Annotated in this window: 20 protein-coding genes; 7 read left to right on the forward strand and 13 right to left on the reverse strand. The window is 72.8% G+C overall.

The window, feature by feature from the left end:
- Positions 1-9: 9 nt before the first annotated feature.
- Entirely contained in the window at positions 10-315 is a 306-nt protein-coding gene (locus Q5530_RS28545; RefSeq protein ID WP_380643165.1) for an MTH1187 family thiamine-binding protein, read from the reverse strand.
- 44 nt (positions 316-359) lie between these two features.
- Here Q5530_RS28545 and Q5530_RS28550 point away from each other — a divergent pair, with 44 nt between their 5' ends.
- Positions 360-863: a MarR family winged helix-turn-helix transcriptional regulator gene (locus Q5530_RS28550; protein ID WP_380643163.1), complete on the forward strand. Its 504-nt coding sequence runs from the start codon at positions 360-362 to the stop codon at positions 861-863.
- A gap of 227 nt (positions 864-1,090) precedes the next feature.
- Positions 1,091-2,122 carry a phosphotransferase family protein gene (locus Q5530_RS28555; RefSeq protein ID WP_415365894.1) on the forward strand — a complete coding sequence of 344 codons (1,032 nt, stop codon included), beginning with the start codon at positions 1,091-1,093 and terminating at the stop codon, positions 2,120-2,122.
- On the opposite strand, the gene Q5530_RS28560 is transcribed toward Q5530_RS28555, so the two are convergent.
- The 5 genes from Q5530_RS28560 to Q5530_RS28580 form a co-directional block, all read right to left on the reverse strand.
- The gene (locus tag Q5530_RS28560) at positions 2,104-2,418 is read right to left on the reverse strand and encodes a DUF3817 domain-containing protein (RefSeq protein ID WP_415365895.1); all 315 of its coding nucleotides are present in this window, start codon (positions 2,416-2,418) and stop codon (positions 2,104-2,106) included. The genes Q5530_RS28555 and Q5530_RS28560 overlap by 19 nt on opposite strands.
- Before the next feature lie 61 nt (positions 2,419-2,479).
- Positions 2,480-3,523 (reverse strand): ABC transporter permease, encoded by a 1,044-nt coding sequence (locus Q5530_RS28565; protein WP_415365896.1) that lies wholly within the window; start codon positions 3,521-3,523, stop codon positions 2,480-2,482.
- Complete coding sequence (locus Q5530_RS28570; RefSeq protein ID WP_415365897.1) at positions 3,520-4,434, reverse strand: ATP-binding cassette domain-containing protein; 915 nt, start codon at positions 4,432-4,434, stop codon at positions 3,520-3,522. The genes Q5530_RS28565 and Q5530_RS28570 overlap by 4 nt, the downstream gene beginning before the upstream one ends.
- 342 nt (positions 4,435-4,776) lie before the next feature.
- Entirely contained in the window at positions 4,777-4,980 is a 204-nt protein-coding gene (locus Q5530_RS28575) for a DUF397 domain-containing protein (RefSeq protein WP_415365898.1), read from the reverse strand.
- Between the two features lie 11 nt (positions 4,981-4,991).
- Positions 4,992-5,843 (reverse strand): DUF5753 domain-containing protein, encoded by an 852-nt coding sequence (locus Q5530_RS28580; protein ID WP_415365899.1) that lies wholly within the window; start codon positions 5,841-5,843, stop codon positions 4,992-4,994.
- A gap of 288 nt (positions 5,844-6,131) precedes the next feature.
- Here Q5530_RS28580 and Q5530_RS28585 point away from each other — a divergent pair, with 288 nt between their 5' ends.
- On the forward strand, positions 6,132-6,665 hold the full coding sequence (locus Q5530_RS28585; protein WP_415365901.1) for a hypothetical protein: 534 nt from the start codon (positions 6,132-6,134) through the stop codon (positions 6,663-6,665).
- A 6-nt stretch (positions 6,666-6,671) separates the two neighbouring features.
- Here the strand turns inward: Q5530_RS28585 and Q5530_RS28590 are convergent, their stop codons facing one another.
- Both Q5530_RS28590 and Q5530_RS28595 read right to left on the reverse strand, forming a co-directional pair.
- Positions 6,672-8,894: a GH92 family glycosyl hydrolase gene (locus tag Q5530_RS28590; RefSeq protein WP_415365902.1), complete on the reverse strand. Its 2,223-nt coding sequence runs from the start codon at positions 8,892-8,894 to the stop codon at positions 6,672-6,674.
- A 1-nt stretch (position 8,895) separates the two neighbouring features.
- A complete protein-coding gene (locus tag Q5530_RS28595) occupies positions 8,896-9,156 on the reverse strand; it encodes a hypothetical protein (RefSeq protein WP_415365903.1) in 261 nt (86 codons plus the stop codon).
- A 186-nt stretch (positions 9,157-9,342) separates the two neighbouring features.
- Between Q5530_RS28595 and Q5530_RS28600 the strand changes: the two genes are divergently transcribed.
- Together Q5530_RS28600 and Q5530_RS28605 are read left to right on the forward strand one after the other, a co-directional pair.
- Positions 9,343-10,329, forward strand: coding sequence for a LacI family DNA-binding transcriptional regulator (locus Q5530_RS28600; protein ID WP_380643142.1), 987 nt, complete (start codon positions 9,343-9,345; stop codon positions 10,327-10,329).
- Complete coding sequence (locus tag Q5530_RS28605) at positions 10,326-11,336, forward strand: class I mannose-6-phosphate isomerase (protein ID WP_415365904.1); 1,011 nt, start codon at positions 10,326-10,328, stop codon at positions 11,334-11,336. Before Q5530_RS28600 ends, Q5530_RS28605 begins: the two co-directional genes overlap by 4 nt.
- Before the next feature lie 126 nt (positions 11,337-11,462).
- On the opposite strand, the gene Q5530_RS28610 is transcribed toward Q5530_RS28605, so the two are convergent.
- Positions 11,463-12,476, reverse strand: coding sequence for a hypothetical protein (locus Q5530_RS28610; protein WP_415365906.1), 1,014 nt, complete (start codon positions 12,474-12,476; stop codon positions 11,463-11,465).
- Between the two features lie 128 nt (positions 12,477-12,604).
- Here Q5530_RS28610 and Q5530_RS28615 point away from each other — a divergent pair, with 128 nt between their 5' ends.
- Positions 12,605-14,140, forward strand: a complete 1,536-nt coding sequence (locus tag Q5530_RS28615; protein WP_415365907.1) for an alpha/beta hydrolase — start codon at positions 12,605-12,607, stop codon at positions 14,138-14,140.
- Positions 14,141-14,214: 74 nt separating this feature from the next.
- Here the strand turns inward: Q5530_RS28615 and Q5530_RS28620 are convergent, their stop codons facing one another.
- From Q5530_RS28620 to Q5530_RS28630, 3 genes are read right to left on the reverse strand one after another with little or no spacing between them, the layout of a single operon-like run.
- The gene (locus tag Q5530_RS28620) at positions 14,215-14,868 is read right to left on the reverse strand and encodes a response regulator (protein ID WP_380643135.1); all 654 of its coding nucleotides are present in this window, start codon (positions 14,866-14,868) and stop codon (positions 14,215-14,217) included.
- A gap of 10 nt (positions 14,869-14,878) precedes the next feature.
- On the reverse strand, positions 14,879-16,459 hold the full coding sequence (locus Q5530_RS28625) for a GAF domain-containing sensor histidine kinase (protein WP_415365908.1): 1,581 nt from the start codon (positions 16,457-16,459) through the stop codon (positions 14,879-14,881).
- A 44-nt stretch (positions 16,460-16,503) separates the two neighbouring features.
- On the reverse strand, positions 16,504-16,920 hold the full coding sequence (locus Q5530_RS28630) for a pyridoxamine 5'-phosphate oxidase family protein (protein WP_380643131.1): 417 nt from the start codon (positions 16,918-16,920) through the stop codon (positions 16,504-16,506).
- A 108-nt stretch (positions 16,921-17,028) separates the two neighbouring features.
- Between Q5530_RS28630 and Q5530_RS28635 the strand changes: the two genes are divergently transcribed.
- A complete protein-coding gene (locus Q5530_RS28635) occupies positions 17,029-17,889 on the forward strand; it encodes an arylamine N-acetyltransferase family protein (protein WP_415365909.1) in 861 nt (286 codons plus the stop codon).
- A gap of 10 nt (positions 17,890-17,899) precedes the next feature.
- Here the strand turns inward: Q5530_RS28635 and meaB are convergent, their stop codons facing one another.
- Complete coding sequence (meaB, locus tag Q5530_RS28640; protein ID WP_415365910.1) at positions 17,900-18,865, reverse strand: methylmalonyl Co-A mutase-associated GTPase MeaB; 966 nt, start codon at positions 18,863-18,865, stop codon at positions 17,900-17,902.
- Between the last annotated feature and the right edge of the window lie 20 nt (positions 18,866-18,885).

Raw genomic sequence — 18,885 nt, forward strand, 5'->3', positions numbered from 1 at the left:
TAGGAAGTCCTACTTCTCGCCGGCGGCCAGGTGCTGTTCGACCCGCTCCACCTTGGCCCGCAGCTGACCCGTGTGACCGGGGCGGATGTCGGCCTTGAGCACCAGGCTGACCCGGGGCGCGACGGCCTGCACGGCCTCGGTGGCCCGCTTCACCACCGCCATCACCTCGTCCCACTCCCCCTCGACCAGGGTGAACATGGCGTTGGTCTCGTTGGGCAGCCCCGACGCGCGGACCACGCGCACCGCCTCGGCTACCGCCGCCGCCACGCCGTCGGACTCCCCGCCGAGCGGGCTGACACTGAACGCGACGAGCACTGGTTGCCTCCTGCGGATCGGGTACCCACTGGTAGCTTCGGCCCATGACGTCCCAGCCGTTGCCGTTCGACCCCATCGCGCGAGCCGCTGAGCTGTGGGAGAAGCGGATCGGACCGTCGACGGCGATGGCTGCGGTCACGAGCGTCATGCGAGTACAGCAGATCATCCAGTCCGCCGTGGACACCGCCCTCAAACCGCACGGCCTGACCTTCGCCCGGTTCGAGGCGCTGGTGCTGCTGACCTTCTCCCGGGCGGGCAGCCTGCCCATGCGCGTCATGGGCGAACGCCTCCAACTGCACCCGACGAGCGTCACCAACATCGTGGACCGGCTGGAGGCCGACGGCCTGGTGCGCCGCACGCCGCACCCGACCGACCGCCGCACCACGCTGGTCGAGATCACCGAGGCCGGGCACGCCCGGCGCGAGGCCGCGACCGAGGCCGTGACGTCGGCGGAGTTCGGGCTGCGCGGGCTGACCGACCGGCAGACCGAGCAGCTCACCGAGCTGCTGGCGCGGGTCCGCCGCGCGGTCGGCGATTTCGAGGACTGAGATTCCGCGGGGCGTGGACTTCGGCGAACCGAGGGTTCCTCACCCGGCACTTCGGGGTTGCGGGACCCCGCGAACCCGGGCTTCGGCGAACCGAAAGCTCCCCGGGCCCTGAAATCCCCCGGCTGGGACTCCCCGGCCGGGACTCCCCGGCTGGAATTCCCCTGGCCGCGATCCCCTCGCCCGAAATCCCCTCGACGGCTCCCGCGTCGACCGGCCACCCTGCCGGGGTGCGCGAGATCAGGGCCTTGATCACGGTCGGCGGGCGGTACGTGGGCGCGGCGGAGCCGTTCACCGTGGCCGGCCCGTGGTGGAACGACGTGGCGCCGGTGACCGCCCACCTGGATCGCGTGCTCGGCGTGACCACCGCCGTGCTGCGCCTGGTCGCCACGACCACGCCCGCCATGCGCGACGGCGTGGTGACCTACCAGGTGGAGGCCGACCGGGAGCCCGCCGGGCTGGACCGGGGCGCGGAGCACGAGTTCCCGGACCACCCGCTGCGGCTGCCGTGGGCGCGACCGGGCGGACCGGCGGAGCTGGTCGCCTGGGCCTCCCGGCACGTGCGGCCGACCGGGCGGCCGGTGCAGGTCAAGACGTGGAACCTGTCGTGCCTGTACCGGCTGCCGACGGACCGGGGCCCGGTCTGGGCGAAGGCCACCCCGCCGTTCATGGCCGACGAGGCGGAGGTGATCCGGCTGGTGGCGTCGGTGGACCCGGCGCTCGCGCCGGTGCTGCTCGCCGCCGAGCCGGGCCGGGTCCTGCTGGCCGAGGCCCCCGGCCACGACTGCCGGCACCCCACCGACGAGGTGGTCGATCGGGTCGTGCCCCGCTGGGTGGCCGCGCAGGCGGCCCTGGCCGGGGCACCGAGGCTGCGGGTGCGCGGGGTGGAGGTGCCCGGTTTCGGCCTGCCCCGCACCCTGCTGCACGGCGACTTCCACCCCGGCAACTGGCGCTCCGGCGGCGTGGTGCTCGACTGGGGCGACGCGCACTGGGGCCACCCGGCGCTGGACGCGGCCCGGCTGGTCGGGTTCGTGGCACCGGAACTCCGGGCCGGGATCGAGCGCGCCTGGGTCGGGGCGTGGCTGGAGCACCGCCCCGACAGCGACCCGGCCGAGGCCCTGCGGCACGCCCGCCCGGCCTCGCACCTCGTGGGCGCGCTGGTCTACCAGGAGTTCCTGGACCACGTCGAGCCGAGCGAGCGCGTCTACCACGAGGGCGACCCCGAGGCCGAGCGGGAACGCGCTCAGTCCCTGGCGGTCTGAGCCCCGTCGAGCCGCCCGGTGCGCGCGGCCCACCGCTCGAACACGATCGTGCCGAACGGCGGCACCGCCGCGACCAGGCCCCAGAACAGCGTCTTGCGGTCCCACTGCTGCGCCATCATCAGCGTCACCAGGACGTAGCCGACGAAGACCGCGCCGTGGACGGGCCCGAAGACCTTCACGCCGATCTCGTTCTCGACCACCACGTACTTGAAGAACATGCCGAGCAACAGGCCGGCCCAGGACACGGCCTCGGCCAGGGCCAGGAGGCGGAACCGGCCAACGGGACTGGAGAGCATGTCCGCCATTGTGGCCGGTGACGGCGCTCACCGAACCGCCGGGGTGTCCGGTTCGCCGGGTTCAGTCCTCCCAGCGGAACACCTTGGCCGCGATGAACCCGACCACCAGCGTGAAGGCGATCAGCACCGCGGACGGCACCAGCAGCGCCTCCACGCCCTTGCCGCGCACCAGGACGTCGAGCATCCCGTCGTTCATGTGCCGCAGCGGGAACGTCTTCGACACGGCCTGGAGCCAGCCCGGCGCGTTCTCCACCGGGAAGAACGTGCCGGACAGGAACGCCATCGGCATGATGATCAGGTTCGCCGCGCCGGACGCGGACTCCTCGGTCTTGCAGAACGCGCCGACCAGCATCCCGATCGCGAAGAACGCCGTGGTGCCGAGCACCAGCAGCGGCAGCGCGAGGTACCACTGGCCGGTGAGCCGCAGGCCGAACAGGGGCAGCATCGCGACCGCCACGAACACCACGCCCTGGGCGAGCGCCGTGCCGATGGAGACGAGGATGCGGGAGGTGAGCACGGTGGTCGTGCCGACCGGGGCGAGCCGGATGCGGCGCAGCACCTGCTTCTTGCGCCACGACACCAGGGTCAGCGCCGCGCCGAACACGCCGGAGAACGACACCGCCCACGACAGGATGCCGGGCGTCAGGTACTGGATGGGCTTGAGCGAGGCGTCCTCGACCGGCTCGGCCTCCAGGGTGAACGTCGGCGTCACGTTCGCCGCGCCGAGGTTGAGCTTGTCCACCGCGCCGGACACGATGCCGACGACGGTGCCCGCGGCGACCTGGTCGGTGGCCGCGAAGACCAGGTCCACCCGGTTGCCGTCCACGACGACCGCGGCGGGCAGGTCCCCGTCGTCGACCTGCCGCCGGGCGGCGTCGGCGCTGTCGTAGCGCTCCAGCTCCAGCGCACCGGTCTGCTCCAGGGCGGTGAGCACCGGGCCGTCACCGACCGCGCCGATCCTGGTCCGGTCGTCGCCGGAGTCGCCCAGCAGCAGGCCGAACACGACCAGGAACAGCAGCGGGAACAGGAACACGAAGAACAGGGACATCCGGTCCCGCAGGAAGCCCTTGGCCATGGCCGCCGCGAGGCTCTTGAACGCGGTCACGCGCGGTACTCCCGCCCGGTCAGGTCGAGGAACACGTCCTCCAGCGTCGCGGTCCGCACCTGGAGCCCGTCCAGCGTGCCGCGCTCGGCCAGCGCCGAGAGCACCGGCGCCGGTCTGCGGGTGGAGATGGTCAGCGAGACCTCGTCCTCGTGGGCCTCCTCGACGCCGGAGATGGCGCGGGCGGCCTCGGTGGTCAGGGCGCCCTTCTGGAGCACGACGTGGGTGGGCGCGTCGAGGCCGCGCACCAGGGTGGCGGGCGCGTCCATGGCGAGGACGCGACCGCGGTCCATGATCGCCACGCGGTCGCACAGGATCTCGGCCTCGTCGAGGTAGTGCGTCGTGTAGACGATCGTCTTGCCCCGCCCCTGGATCGCGCGCAGGACGTCCCACAGGTTGCGGCGGGCCTGCGGGTCCAGGGCGGCGGTCGGTTCGTCGAGGAACACCACGTCCGGGTCGTGCACGAGGGCGCAGGCGATCGACAGGCGCTGGCGCTGGCCGCCGGAGAGGTTGTTCTCCCGCACGTCGGCCTTGTCGGTGAGGCCGACCAGCTCCAGCATCTCGTCGGCCCGGCGCGAGGTCACGCCGTACAGCGAGCCGAAGGTCTGGAGCTGCTCGCGGGCGGTCAGCTTCTCGAAGAAGCTGGACGCCTGGAGCTGCACGCCGATGCGGGGCAGCAGCTTCGGGTTGCGCGGCCACGGGTCCTCGCCGAGCAGCGTCACGCGCCCCGCGTCGGCGCGGCGCAGTCCCTCGACGATCTCCAGCGTGGTGGTCTTGCCCGCGCCGTTCGGCCCGAGGATGCCGAAGAACTCCCCCTCCGCGACGGTGAACGAGACGCCGTCCACCGCTCTCAGGTCGCCGTAGCTCTTGCGGATGTCCGACACCACGACTGCCGGGATGCGTGCCCCTGTCATGGCTGGACCGTATTGCTTGGGGAGGGGCGCACGCGCGCGGATCGACCTAAGTGGCGGGGGATCGCGACCTTCGTCGACCTCGGTCGTCGCTCTGCGCGCCACCCTGGTCACGAGGGGTTCTCACCTTGGTCCGGGTGGAGCAGCGGGTGCCGGGACGCCGCTGCCGTGGTCCTCCGCCGACCACGCCGACGCGACCGGCTCGTTCATCACCGCCGGCAGCGACAACCCCGACGGCGACCGGTCGACGGCGGTCACCTGGCGGCCTTGGGAAGGCTGATCCCCAAGGGGTTTCCGCGAGTCGGGGCACCCCGAGCTGATCGAGGCGCCCCGCCCACATGATCGTCAGACGCGCTTCAACCCGGTGAGGAACGACCCGAACGCACTCGGCGGGAAGACCAGCGCCGGCCCGTCCGCGTTCTTGCTGTCCCGCACGGCGGCACCGATCCCGACCGACGCGAGTTCGACGCACTGCGCGTCGTTGCCCGTGTTGGACCGGCTGCTCTTGCGCCACCGTGCGCCCGGAAGGGCAGTGGCCGAGATCCACATGCTTCGCACTCCTAGCTGTCGTGGTGGTCAGAGATCCGACCGTTGAGTATCGCCGCCGAAGCCGCTTCCGAGGCCGCGTGCTCCCAAGCATTTTCGAAGATCGCGGTGAAGGTCTCCTCAGCTTTGACGTAATCGCCCTTCAGGGGCGTGGTGACGTACGCGAACGACAGCCCCTCAGCCGTGTGCAACAGCGTGAACCCGGCGCTCAGCGCTGCCACGTTCCCGGCATCCCTGGTCACGATGCGAAGCGCGATGTTCGGCAGCCTCGTGAGTGATCGAAGGTGTTCAAGCTGCCGTACGAGCACATCCGGTCCACCGCTCGACCGGTAGAGCGAGTCTTCGCCGAGCACCATCCACACCCGTGGACCACCGGGACGGATGATGCTCCGACCGCGAGCGGCTCGTTCGGCAGCGAGCGCGGGCACGGTGGACGACGCGACAGTGGGCGACGCGGACAACGCCGCGTAGGCGTATTCCTGAGTCTGAGCGAGACCCGGTATCTCGTTGTAGGCCATGCGGATCTCGCTGGCGTGGCGCTCCAACGAGAGGTACAGGTGATCGCGGGCACCGGCGGCCTTCCCCGGCTTGGCGCGTCGTCGGGCATCGCGCGCGAGCGCCTTGAGCTGCTCCGCCCGCTCCACGGTGACGTCGTAGAGCGAGATCATCGCCCGGACATCGGTCTCGGACGGCCCGATCACACCGCTCTCGATCTTCGGCAGCTTCGTCGCGTAGAAATTCGACGACAGCTCTCGGAGCCGCCGCTCGGCCGTACCCGGGTCGATCTGGGCGACCTCCCGGAGCTGACGCGTCAACTCGCCGCACAGCAGGCGAGCGATCACCGGATCGAACTCGGGCTCGGTCATGGGCGCAGTGTGCCCCAGGCAGCACGACCCACTTTCGGACACCGTGCGTAACGATCTTTCAATGAAAAATTCCACCCGTTCGAGCCTGCGAAGTTTTCATTGAAAAGTCTAGGCTCATCGTGCAAACGGGTCAGTCCCGGAGCCAGAGCACCGGTCGAGCGAAGGCGGCAGCACCGATGTCACCCACACGAACGCCACACACGCGAGAACGCCCTAACCGTGCGGGGACCCTCGTCGTCCCCTACATCGCCATGTGGAGCGAGGAGACGACAGAGGAACCACCCACTGGTGGTGCTCCCCAACGGCGCCGGCATCGCCTACCAGGACGAGATCCTCGGTGACCGCGACAGCCGGGGCGTCCTCTGGGACCGCGCCACCACCAACCCCGGCCGAGGCACACCCCGGTTCGCCCGGATCCACGTCCACCGCCAACGCCGCGCCATGCGCAAACTCCTGTGCCAGGTCTGCGCCGGACCAGCCGACCACAACCACGACGGCACCCTCTGGCTCATCCCCAACCGCACCCGGCACTGGCCCCACTGGCCCGAGGGAATGTTCGTCGCCGAACCACCGATCTGCATCCCCTGCGCACACACGGCAACCCGCACCTGCCCCGCCCTGCGCGCAGAAGGCCACCTGATCATCCGCGCCCGCGAACACCCGATCCACGGGGTCGACGGGACCCACTACCGCGAGGGACCGCGCTCCCCCGTCCCCGTCACGAGCGAACCGGTCGCCTTCGACAATCCCGCCATCCGCTGGACCCTGGCCTCGAAACTCGTGCGCACACTCCACCACTGCACGGTCGTAGCGGACTGCTGACCAGCCTCACCCCACCGGCGAAGGCGGCACGGCCCCCGGCCCGGTCCCCCAGGTCGCCTCACCCGCGTCACCGGTCAGCTCGTGCTCCACCACGACCCCACCGCGCAACTCCTCCAGCTCCACCCACACCCGCTCGCGCGCCACCCCGTCCACCCTCAACGACCGCGTGTACTGCAACCGCGACGGATCCGCCCCCTCCGCCGTCACGACGAAGTCCCGCCCGTCCTCCAAGTGCACCACCGCCCGCCCGAACCGAGGCGCGTTGAGCACGAACTGCCCCGTGCCAGGCACCACCGGGTAGAGCCCCAACGCGCTGAACACGTACCACGCCGACATCGTGCCCAGGTCGTCGTTCCCGGTCACCCCGTTGGGCGCGTCGACGAACAGCGTCTGCGCCGCCCGCACCACCGCCGAGGTCCGCCACGGCGCGCCCACGAGCGCGTACATCCACGGCGCGTGCAGGTCGGGCTCGTTGTTCGGGTTGTAGCGGAACTCGTCGTAGTAGTCGTACGGACCGACGACCCACTTGCCGCGCGCGGTCCCCTCCGGGTCCGCGACCAGGTCCGCGTAGGCGAAGAAGTCGTCCAGCCGGGCCAGCGCCGCCTCCCGCCCGCCCAGCCGCTCGACCAGCCACGCCACGTCCTGCTGCGCCAACCACTGGTACTGCCAGGCGGTGCCCTCGTGGAAGCCGTCCGGGCCGCGCGCGCTGAACGGCGCCAGCCACGAGCCGTCGCGCAGGCGGGGGCGCGGGAACCCGGTGAAGCCGCGGTCGGCGATGAGGGGGTCCCACAGCGAGCGGTGGCTCAGGCCCCGCCGCCGCAGCGCCGCGGCGTCCTCCTCGTGCCCCAGCGCCGCCGCCATGATCGACAGCGAGGCGTCCGCCAGCGCGTACTCCAGGGTGGCCGACGCGCCGTGGTGCGGGTCGGCGTCCTGGCCCTTCTTCGGGAAGTCCCGGTCGTACGCCACGAAACCCGAGGTCAGGTAGCCCGGGTTGCCGGCGCGGCCCGCGAACGGCGACGAGGCGGGCGGCACCTCCGTGGCGTTGCGCCACAGCGCCCGGTACGCCCGCTCCTCCAGGCCCTCCAGCGCGCCGAACCGCCACAGGTCCACCAGGAACGGGGTGACCGGGTCACCCGTCATGGTGTTGGTCTCCTGGTTGGCGTAGGCCCAGCGGGGCAGCCAGCCGCCCTGCTCCTCGATCGCCAGCACGGACCGCGCCACGTCCCGCGCCCGCTCCGGCCGCAGCAGGGCCAGCAGCTGGTTGTGGGAGCGGTAGGTGTCCCAGAGCGAGTAGAACTCGTGGTAGGTCCAGCCGTCGGCGTGGTGCACCCGGTCGTCGAAGCCCCGGTACCGGCCGTCGAGGTCGTTGCCGGTCAGCGGTTGCAGCAGCACGTGGTACAGCGCGGTGTAGAAGACGGTCAGGTCCTCGGCGGTGAGCGCGTCGACCTCGACGCAGCCCAGCTCGCGCCGCCAGGCGTCCTGGGCGGCGGCGCGCAGCTCGTCGAACGACCGGCCGCGCGCCTCGGCCAGGTTCCCGGTCGCGCCCTCGGCGTCCACGTGCGACAGGGCCGTCACGGCGGTCACCGGGCCGTCGCCGTCGAACCGCACCCACTGCCCGCGCAGGCCCTCGCCGCCCTCGGCGCCGCCCCAGTTCCCGGTCCGGGCGAACGGGCGGTCGAACGTCGTGGTGAACCAGGTCGTGTAGGGCCCGCCGCCGCAGAACGCCTGCGCAACGACGGTGCCCGCCAGCGTGCGGTCGTCCACCACCCGGACGCTGCTGGCGAACACCGGCTCCCGGTCGTTGGCCTGGCCCACGTTCACCAGCACGTGCGGCGTGGTGCCCGCGGGGAACGTGAAGCGCTCCACGCCGGTGCGCGTGGTCGCGGTGGTGTCGACGGTGATGCCGGACCGCAGCACCACCCGGTAGTGGCCGGGTTTGCCGATCTCGCCCTCGTGCGCGTAGGCCGCGCCGTAGCGGCGGTGGTCGTAGGAGCCGGGCAGGCCGGTGGCGGGCAGGACCGACACCAGGCCGCCCTGCTCGCCGCAGCCCGCGCCGGACAGGAAGAAGTGCCCGAAACCGCGGATCACCGGGTCGTCGTACTGGTAGCCCGAGTAGTGCGAGCCGATCGGGCTGGAGTGCGCCAGGCCGAACGGCATCGACGCGCCGGGGAACGTGTTCCCGTCGTCCTTGGTGCCGATGAACGTGTTGACGTGCTCGACGGGGTCCACGTCAGGCCACCGCCACGGCGAACGCGGAGGAGGTGGCGGCGGGCAGCTTCACCGACCGCACCCGCCTGCCCGGTGCCGGCGCTGCGGGCACGGTCGCGAACACGTGGACCTCCATCTGCTCGGACTCGCCGCGGGTGCTGTCGCGGTACGGGGTCGTGGCCACCACCCGATTGTCGAACGACGGCGGCAGGTCCGCAGCCCCGCCGGGAGGTCGACCGGGGCTGTCCGCACGAGCCGCCTCCTCGTTGACAACGCTGTCCACGAACCACGCGTAATCGCATGATGGCGGAGCGTGCCGGGGCGGCGTCAACCCCGGGGCCTGACTGTTGTCCGTTTCGGGACAAGGCCGGCCGTTGACATCCGTGAACACGGGGTGTGGAATTCGCGCACTATGACAACGTTGTCCCCGACCGGTGCGGCAGGCGCGCGCAAGGTCAGGCGCGCCACGATGAACGACGTGGCACGCCTGGCGGGCGTGAGCATCAAGACCGTCTCCCGCGTGGTGAACGACGAGGCGGGCGTGCACCCGGCGACGGCCGAGCGGGTGCTGGCGGCGATCGACCAGCTGGGTTTCCGGCGCAACCTCAGCGCGCGCAACCTGCGGCGCGGTTCGTCCACCGGCACCATCGGGCTGGTGCTGGAGGACGTCGCCAACCCCTTCTACTCCGGCGTCACGCGCGCGGTCGAGGAGATCGCCCGGCTGCGCGGCCGGCAGGTGATCACCGGGTCGTCGGACGAGGACCCGGCGCGCGAGCGCGAGCTGGCGCTGGAGTTCTGCTCGCGCCGGGTCGACGGGCTGCTGGTCGTGCCCGCCGGGTTGCAGCACGGGTACCTGGTGCCGGAGATGCGCGCCGGGACGCCGGTGGTGTTCCTGGACCGGCCGGCGGGCGACGTGGTGGTGGACACCGTGCTGGTGGACAACGTCGGCGGCACGGTCGAGGCGGTGGCGCACCTGGCCTCCTCCGGGCACCGCCGGATCGCGTTCCTCGGGGACTCGCCGGACATCTTCACCGCCAACGAGCGCCTGCGCGGCTACCGCGAGGGCTGCGCGCGGGCGGGCATCGGCTACCACGAGTCGCTGGTGGTCATGGGTCCGCACGACGAGGACTCGGTGCGCCGGGCCCTGGCCGGCCTGCGGGACCTGGCCGACCCGGCGACCGCGGTGGTGACCGGCAACAACCGGATCACCGTGCACGCCCTGCGCGCGCTGGCCGGCTCGTCGGCGCGGCCGGCCCTGGTGGGCTTCGACGACTTCGAGCTGGCCGACCTGCTGTCACCGCCGGTGACCGTGATCGCGCACGACGCGAGCGCGCTCGGCAAGGCGGCGGCGGACCTGCTCTTCGCCCGGCTGGACGGCGACGGCTCACCGCCGCGCCGCGTCGTGCTGCCGGTGCGCTTGGTGGCCCGTGGATCAGGAGAGGTGCCCGCATCATGAGTTCCGACAACGAGCCCGTCGCGCTGCCCGCCAACCAGCCGCGCCAGTTCTACCGCGGCGGGCCGGCGATCGCGGCGCTGCGGGACGCGGACGTCGCGGAGAACGGGCCCGAGGACTGGGTCGCGTCGATCACCACGCAGTTCGGCGCGGAGGAGGCCGGGCTGTCCCGGCTGCCCGACGGGCGCCTGCTGCGCGACGCGGTGACCGCCGACCCCGTGGCGTGGCTCGGGCCGGAGCACGTGGCCGAGTTCGGCGCGGACACCGCGCTGCTGGTGAAGCTGCTCGACGCCGGCCAGCGGCTGCCCGTGCACTGCCACCCGTCCAACGACTTCGCCGCCCGGCACTTCGGCTGCCGGCACGGCAAGACCGAGGCGTGGGTGGTCATCGGCACGTCCGGCCCGGACCCCACGGTGTACCTGGGTTTCCGCGAGGACGTGTCCCCGGAGGTGGTCGCGGGGTGGGTGTCGGGCCAGGACTCGGCCGCGATGCTGGCGGCGCTCAACCCGGTGCGGGTCTCCCCCGGCGACGCGGTGTTCGTGCCCGCGGGCGTGCCGCACGCGATCGGCGAGGGCGTGTTCATCGTGGAGCTCCAGCAGCCCACGGACTTCTCCATCACGCTGGAGTGGCAGGGGTTCCTGGCCGGCCCCGAGGCCGGGCACCTGGGCCTGGGCTACGACAGGGCGCTGGCCTGCGTGGAGCGCCGCGCCCAGGCCGTGGACGACCTGGTGCGGCGCACCAGGGCCCTCACCGGCGAGTCCGTGGACCTGCTGGTGCCCGGTGCCGCCCCGTTCTTCCGCGCCGACCGGCTGCACGTGTCGGGCACGGCGGCGCTGGAGCCCTCGTTCGCGGTGCTCGTGGTGCTGGAGGGGGCGGGCACGATCGGGCCCGTCGCGCTGCGCCGGGGCAGCACGGTCGTCGTGCCGCACGCGGCCGGCGAGGTCGTGGTGACCGGCGACGTGGTCGCCGTCCGGTGCAGGCCGCCGAGGGTGTCGAGCCTCGGGAGCTGACGTGGACTTACCCCTGTTACAAGCGCGGGAGTTGGTGAAGCGGTACGGGGTGTCGTGGTGGCGCGCGGTGCGTCGTTCGCCGCGCACCACCGGTGAGGTCGTCGCGCTCGACTCGCCACCGGCGCGTCACAGGTACTTGTTCGCCAGCTCGGAGTACTCCTTCTCCAGGTCGTCGGCCAGGTAGGCGACGTACGCCCACGGCACCTCGTGCACGTGGTCGCGCATCCCCAGCAGGTGCCGCTTGGCCCGCGGCGCGTCGTCGGCCAGCGCGAACGCCGCCGCGAACAGGTTGTGCGCCTGGAGGGCCCGCGGGTGGGGCTTCCGGGGCCCCGCGCCCCGCCGGTCGGACTCCCACTTGTCCGCCGCGGTGGCGATCTCGTCCCGGTGCCGGCTGAAGTAGCGCATCTTCAGGCCCGCGATCTTGAGCGCGCTGCGCGACTGCACGGCGTCCTCGAACTGCTCCAGGAAGATCTCGAAGTGGGCCAGCGGCAGCATCGCCACCACCGGGTCGCCCGGGGACGCGGCGTCCACGCTGCCGTGCGCGAACGCCATCATCTCCTCCGCCGACCCGCCCCACTTCGCGGCCAGGATCTGCAACCGCGTCCAGTGCGCCGGGTACAGCGTCGAGCAGCGGGCCACGACCTCGCGCCACACCTCGTCCTTCTGCTCCCGGTCCACCTGGAGCCCCAGGCCGGCGGTCTGGAGCTGCGCCCACGGCACGGCGTCGCGCGGCAGGAGCTTGGCGGCCTCGTGCAGCGGGCCGACGGCCTTGCGCAGGGTCCCGAAGAAGACCTTGAAGCGGTCCTTGCCGACGGTCTCCGCCCGCCCGGAACCGCGGATGGCCCACGCCTCCCGGACGAACGCGGTGCCGGCCAGCAGCCACAGGTCGGGATCGGTGTTGCCCTTGGCCAGCTCCAGCAGCTCGTCCGCGTGACCGATGGCGTGCTCGCCCAGCACCTCGGCGCGCAGCGCGCGGATCTCGGGCTCCTCGCGGCACTCCGCCAGCACGGTCGTGGCGGCCCTCAGGTGGCCCGCGTCCATCTCCTCCGCGGCGATGTCCAGGATCGCGTCGTCGTAGGTGTGGTCGCGCACCACCTCGCGGGCGACCGCGGCAGGTCGCTTCCTCCGGAAAATCCCCACTCCAGCGACCTTACTTCCCTCCGCGCCCGACCAAACCAAGACTTTCGTAGTGCCGAACACCACCGTTCCGCCCTTGTCCACAACAGTACGCAAGCGGTGGGGTGGAGCCCTCGATCGGAGGGGGATAGATGCGAGGAAAACTGGCCGTGGCCGTGTCCGCGCTCCTGCTCACCGCGGGTGCGCCGGGGATCGCGCGGGCCGCCGAACCCAACCCGCACCTGGACCAGGCCATCGCGTGGGCGCCGTGCGCCGAGCCCGAGCTACAGGGCCTGGAGTGCGGCACGTTCACCACGCCGATGGACTGGCGCACGCCGGCCGACGGGCGGGCCGTCACCATCGCGGTGAGCCGGCTCAAGCCCGAGGGCGGACCGGCCCGGGGCAGCGTGCTGACCAACCCGGGCGGTCCGGGCGGGGCCGGGCGGAGCCTGCCCGGGTTGTTCGCGGGCCGGGCGAAGCTCGTCGGCAGCATGGAGGTCATCGGCATCGACGTGCGCGGCACGGGCGCGAGCAGCAACACCACCTGCGGCGGGTTCGACTTCCTGACCATCACCGACGTGCGCGACCGCCGCCGGGCCAACACGCGGCTGATCTACGACGCCGCCGAGCTCCAGGCCACCGCGTGCCAGGTCCGCTCGGGCGAGTTCGGGAAGCTCGTCAACACCGAGCAGACCGTCCGCGACCTGGACCTGCTGCGGCACCTGCTGGGCCGGGAGAAGATCAACTGGATCGGGTACTCCGGCGGCAGCTGGATGGGCGCCTACTACGCCACCTACTTCCCGGAGCGGGTGGACAGGTTCGTGCTCGACTCGAACGTCGACTTCACCAGCACCTGGCAGGACATCTTCGACAACTTCGGCTTCGGCTTCGAGCGCCGCTTCCGCACCGACTTCCTGCCGTGGGTCGCGCGCTACGACGGCCTCTACCACCTGGGCACCACCGCGGAGCAGGTGCGGCAGGCGTACGAGACGACCCGGGCAAAGCTGTCCGCCGCGCCGCTGCCGGTGCCGGGGGGCGGCGGCGTGGTCGACGGCACGCTGCTGGACCTGGTCCTGATCCAGTCCCAGTACAGCAAGCAGATGTTCCCGCAGGCCGCGGACTTCCTCGCCGCCCTGGCCCAGGCCACCGCCGCGGACGCGCGCACGGCACCGGCCGCCGCGGCGACCGCCGTCGCCCAGTACCCGGACGCCGCGAACGGGACGCTCTACGCCGTCCTGTGCAACGACACGCGGTTCCGGCACAACCGGACCACGCTGGCGCTGGAGGCCGAGCGCCTGGGCCGGCAGTACCCGCTGTTCGGCTACTACCAGGTCGCCGCGCCGTGCGCGTTCTGGGACCGGCCGGCGCTGAACCTGAGGAAGCCGACCGGCCGGGGCGTGCCGCCGGTGCTGATGGTGCAGTCGGTGCGCGACCCGGCCACGCCGCTGGAGGGCGCGCAGCGGGCGCACCGGAACTTCGCCGGCTCGCGGCTGCTGACCGTGACCGACGAGGGCGACCACGGCGTCTACGCCTTCGGCAACGCGTGCGTGGACGACGTGGTCGAGGCGTTCATCGTCGACGGGGTGGTGCCGCCGACCGAGTCGACGTGCCCGGGCGTCCCGCTGCCCGACCCGACGGCGCCCACCACCGCGCAGGTGGCGCCGACCCCGCTGGGCTGGCCGTTGTGACCCGCCGGTGAACCACGGGGCCCGGTCGCCCCACGCGACCGGGCCCCCGGCACACCCGGCTCACACCCACCCGCTCAGTAAGCCGACCCGCCGCCTTGCCGCCGCCGAGCCGCGTACACCCCGGCCTCGGTCCGCCGGTCGAAGCCGAGCTTGTGCAGCAGCGAGGACACGTAGTTCTTGACCGTCTTCTCCGCCAGGTACAGCCGGTTGGCGATCTGCCGGTTGGTCAGGCCCTCGGCGATCAGGTCGAGGATCCGCCGCTCCTGCGGGCTCAGCGCCGCGTAGCGCGGGTCCTCCACCGCCCCGCCCCGCAGCCGCTGGAGCACCGTCGCGGTCACGCCCGAGTGCAGCAGCGACCCGCCCGCCGCGAGCGTGCGGATGGCCGAGACCAGGTCGTTGCCCGAGACCTGCTTGAGCATGTACCCGGCCGCGCCCGCCATGATCGCGCCGAACAGCGCCTCGTCGTCGGAGTACGAGGTCAGCATCAGGCACGCGGGCGGCGGCTGGACCGTCGACCGGATCTCGCGGCACACCGTGACCCCGTCGCCGTCGGGCAGCCGCACGTCGATCACCGCCACGTCCGGCCGGTGGGTCGCCGCGGCGGTCACGGCCGCGGCCGCGTTCTCCGCCTCGCCGACGACCTCGATGTCGGACTCGACGGCGAGCAGTTGCTGGAGCCCGCGCCGGACGATCTCGTGGTCGTCGACGAGCAGCACCGAAATGGTCATCGCGCCTCCCCTACCCCGACATCAACGGCACGGACCACGTCACTGTTACACCACGCCCCTCTTCCGAGTGAACTTCGCAGCCGCCGTTCCACCGCTCGGCCCGCGCCACCATGTTGGCCATCCCGCCGGGGTGCCGGGCGCGGCCGACCGGCAGGCCCGTCCCGTCGTCCCGCACGACCAGCCGCAACGACGTCGCCGCGCGGTCCACCGCGACCTCCACCTCGACCCGGCTCGCCCCCGCGTGCCGGGCCGCGTTGGCCAGCGCCTCGCGCAGCGTGGCCAGCAGGTCCGGGCGCAGGTGGTCGGGCACCACGGAGTCGACCGGCCCGTCCAGGACCAGCGCGGGCTCGAACCCGAGCAGCCGGGCCGAGTCCTGCACGACCTTGAGCAGCCGGGCCCGCAGGTCGGCCGCGCCCGCGGGCGGTTCCTGCAACGAGAAGATGGTCCGCCGGATCTCCCGGATGGTCTGGTCGACCTCGGTGACGAAGTCCGCCAGCCGCTGCGCCACCAGCGGCTGCTCGACCAGCCCGTTGAGCCCCTGGAGCCCCAGGCCCAGGCCGAACAGCCGCTGCACGACCAGGTCGTGCAGGTCGCGGGCGATGCGGTCGCGGTCCTCCAGCACGGCCAGCCGCCGCCCCGCACCGGTGGCCCGGGTGAACTCCAGGATCAGCGCGGCCTGGCGCGCGAACGACTCGACCAGCGCCACGTCCGGGTCGTCGAACCCGACCCGGTCGGGCGCCCGCGCCACCAGCAGCACGCCCAGCACCCGCTCGCCCGCGGCCAGCGGCACGGCCAGCGCGGGCCCGATGCGGTCGCCGTGGTCGGGCAGGCCGGCGAACACCCTGGCCCGGCCGGTGTCGAACACCTCGCCGACCTCGCGCGACGGGTCGAACCCGCGCAGCTCGCCGTCCATCACCCGCACGGCCAGCTCGCCCTGGAGGTCCGGCAGCGCCAGCAGCGCGGCCACACCGTCGGCGGCCAGCCGCGCCCGCACCGCGACCAGGCGCAGCGCGTCCCGGTCGGGGGTGCCGGTGAGCAGCGCGTTCGTCACCTCGTTGGACGCCCGCAGCCACACCTCCCGCTGCCGCGACTGCTCGTAGAGGCGGGCGTTCTCGATCGCGATGCCCGCCGCGGCGGCCACCGCCAGCACGGCCTCCTGGTCGGCGCGGGTGAAGTCGCTGCCGTCCTCCTTGTCGGTGAGGTAGAGGTTGCCGAACACCTCGCCGCGCACGTGCACCGGGACGCCGAGGAAGTGGGGCGAGGACGGGTCGAACGCGGTCTCGTCGCCGGACCCGACGGGGTCGGGCACGTCGAACGCGCTGTGGTGGCCCCCGCCGTGGGTGAACTCCAGCAGCTGCCGGTTCGGGCCGACCACGGCCAGCGCGCCGTAGCGCGCGCCGATCAGCTCGCACGACGACTCGACGATGCGGCGCAGCACGTCCGGCAGCGACAGGTCGCTGGCCAGGGACACGACCGCGGCGAGCAGCCGGTGCAGGCGCTCCTGCGAGAAGACCACCTCGGCGGTGCGGTCGGTCAGCTCGCGCAGCAGGCCGTCCAGCCGCACCGCGTTGTCGTCCGGGGATCCGGGCACGCGAAACCACCTAGGGCTGGGGGTCAAGAGAGTAACGCCTCCCGCTACGGGATGCGACGACCCGAGATCACCTCGAGTTCCACCACCAAGTAGTGGTCGTGGTTGCCCCAGCCCCGGGAGGGCAGCGGCAGCCGGCGCAGGTGGACGAGCCGGCACTCGTCCTCGACCTCCACGACGTGCCCGACGCCCATCACCGACCACCCCTTGGACAGGTCGGGGACCACCTCGTCGATCTGGAACGCCACGATCGTGTTCCGGGCGACGAGCATCGCGCTGCCCTCGGGCACGCGCAGCACCACCGACTCCCCGTCCAGCACGTACACGACCGGGTGAACGACCGGGAGTGCCCGATCGGTGTAGACGAGGCGGCCGACGGCGGTCGAACCGAGCAGGCGCAGGCACTCGTCGCGGGACAGGACCTGAAAGCCGGCGGCGTCGTACATGGCACCTCTCTGTTCCACCGGTAGCCGGGGTAAAACGGTCTGCCGCGTGATCGTCCTTGCCTAGAGTCGGAAGTCCCGGCTTCCACGACCTACCCGAACGAGGGATTGCACATGGGGGATGTCCCGATGGTCCGAAGGGTGCTGCCGGACGTGCCGGCGTTCCTGCGCAGGCTCGGCCTGACCGGCGCGGAGCCACCGGGCGCCGAGGCGCTGACCAGGCTGCACCGGGCCTTCGCGGAGCGCGTGCCGTACGAGGCGGTGGAGATCCAGCTGGGCCGGGTCGCCCCGATCGACCCGACGAGCTCGGTGGCGCGGGTGCTGGCCGGGCGCGGCGGGTACTGCTTCCAGCTCAACGGGGCCTTCGCCGAGCTGCTGGACGCGCTGGGCTACACCGTGACCAGGCACCCGGGCGGGGTGCAGATGACGCTCGACCAGCCCGTGGGCATCAACCGCAACCACCTGGCGCTGACCGTGCGCGACCTGCCCGACTCGCCGCACGCGTGGCTGGTGGACGTGGGTCTGGGCGACGGCCTGCACTCGCCGTTGCCGCTGGTGGAGGGCCTGCACCGGCAGGGCCCGTTCACCTTCGGGCTCGCGCCGTCGCCGGTGGCGCCGGGCGGGTGGCGGCTGACCCACGACCGGCGCGGCAGCTTCGCGTGCATGGACTTCGCGCCGGACGTGGTCGACCTGGACCACTTCACCGACCGGCACGAGCACCTGTCCACGTCGCCGGAGTCGGGGTTCGTGCGCACGTTCGGCGTGCTGCGGGCGGACGGCCGCGGGTGGGACGTGCTGCGGGCGCTGACCCTGTCGCGGGTGGCGGGGACCACGACCAGGACCCTGCTGGACTCGCCCGCCGACTGGTCCGCCGCGCTGGCCGACGTCTACGGGCTGGTGCTCACCCGGGACGAGCTGGAGGTGCTGTGGCCGAAGGCGGTGGCCCAGCACGAGGCCCACGAGGCCCACGCGGGCTCGACCGCGCCCTGAGCGCCGGCGTTCACCCGCCCACCCCCTCGACCAGCCGGTCGGCCGCGGCGTAGGGGTCCAGCTCCCCCGCCACGACCCGCCCGGCCAGGGCCTCCAGCGCGGTGCCGCCGCGCAGCCCTCCGATCCGGGACCGCACCCGCTCCAGCGCGATGGCCTCGACCTCGCGGGCGGCGCGGGCGGTGCGGCGGCGCCCCAGCTCACCGCGCTCGACCAGCCACGCGTGGTGGTTCTCGATCTCGTCCACCACCTCGGCCACGCCCTCGCCGCGCGAGGCCACCGCCTTCACCACGGGGGGCCGCCACAGACCGCCCTCGCGGTCCCGGCGGCCCAGGGAGATCATGTGCTTGAGGTCGCGCGCGGTCTGGTCGGCGCCGTCGCGGTCGGCCTTGTTCACCACGAACACGTCGGCGATCTCCAGCACGCCCGCCTTGGCGGCCTGCACGCCGTCGCCCATGCCGGGCGCGAGCAGCACCACCGTGGTGTCGGCCAGCGACACCACCTCGACCTCGGACTGGCCCACGCCGACCGTCTCGACCAGCACCACGTCGCAGCCCGCCGCGTCGAGCACGCGCAGCGCCTGCGGGGTGGCCCAGGACAGGCCGCCCAGGTGGCCGCGGGTGGCCATGGAGCGGATGAACACGCCCGGGTCGGTGGCGTGCTCGCCCATCCGCACCCGGTCGCCGAGCAGCGCGCCGCCGGAGAACGGCGAGGACGGGTCGACCGCCAGCACGCCGACCCTCGCCCCCCGCTCCCGGTAGGCGCGCACCAGGGCCGAGGTCGAGGTGGACTTGCCCACGCCGGGCGACCCGGTCAGGCCGACGACCCTGGCGTTGCCGCAGTACGGGGTGAGCGCCGCGGCCACCTCCCGCAGCCGCGGGCTCGCGTCCTCGACCAGGGAGATCAGCCTGGCGACCGCGCGCGGTTGTCCGGCGCGCGCGCGGTCGACCAGCTCGGCTACGTCAACGGTCCGTTCCACATCCCCAGACCTTAGGCATT

Origin of the sequence: Saccharothrix sp. BKS2, from assembly GCF_047689505.1 — a bacterium.
In the GTDB taxonomy this organism is placed as follows: domain Bacteria; phylum Actinomycetota; class Actinomycetes; order Mycobacteriales; family Pseudonocardiaceae; genus Actinosynnema; species Actinosynnema lopnurensis.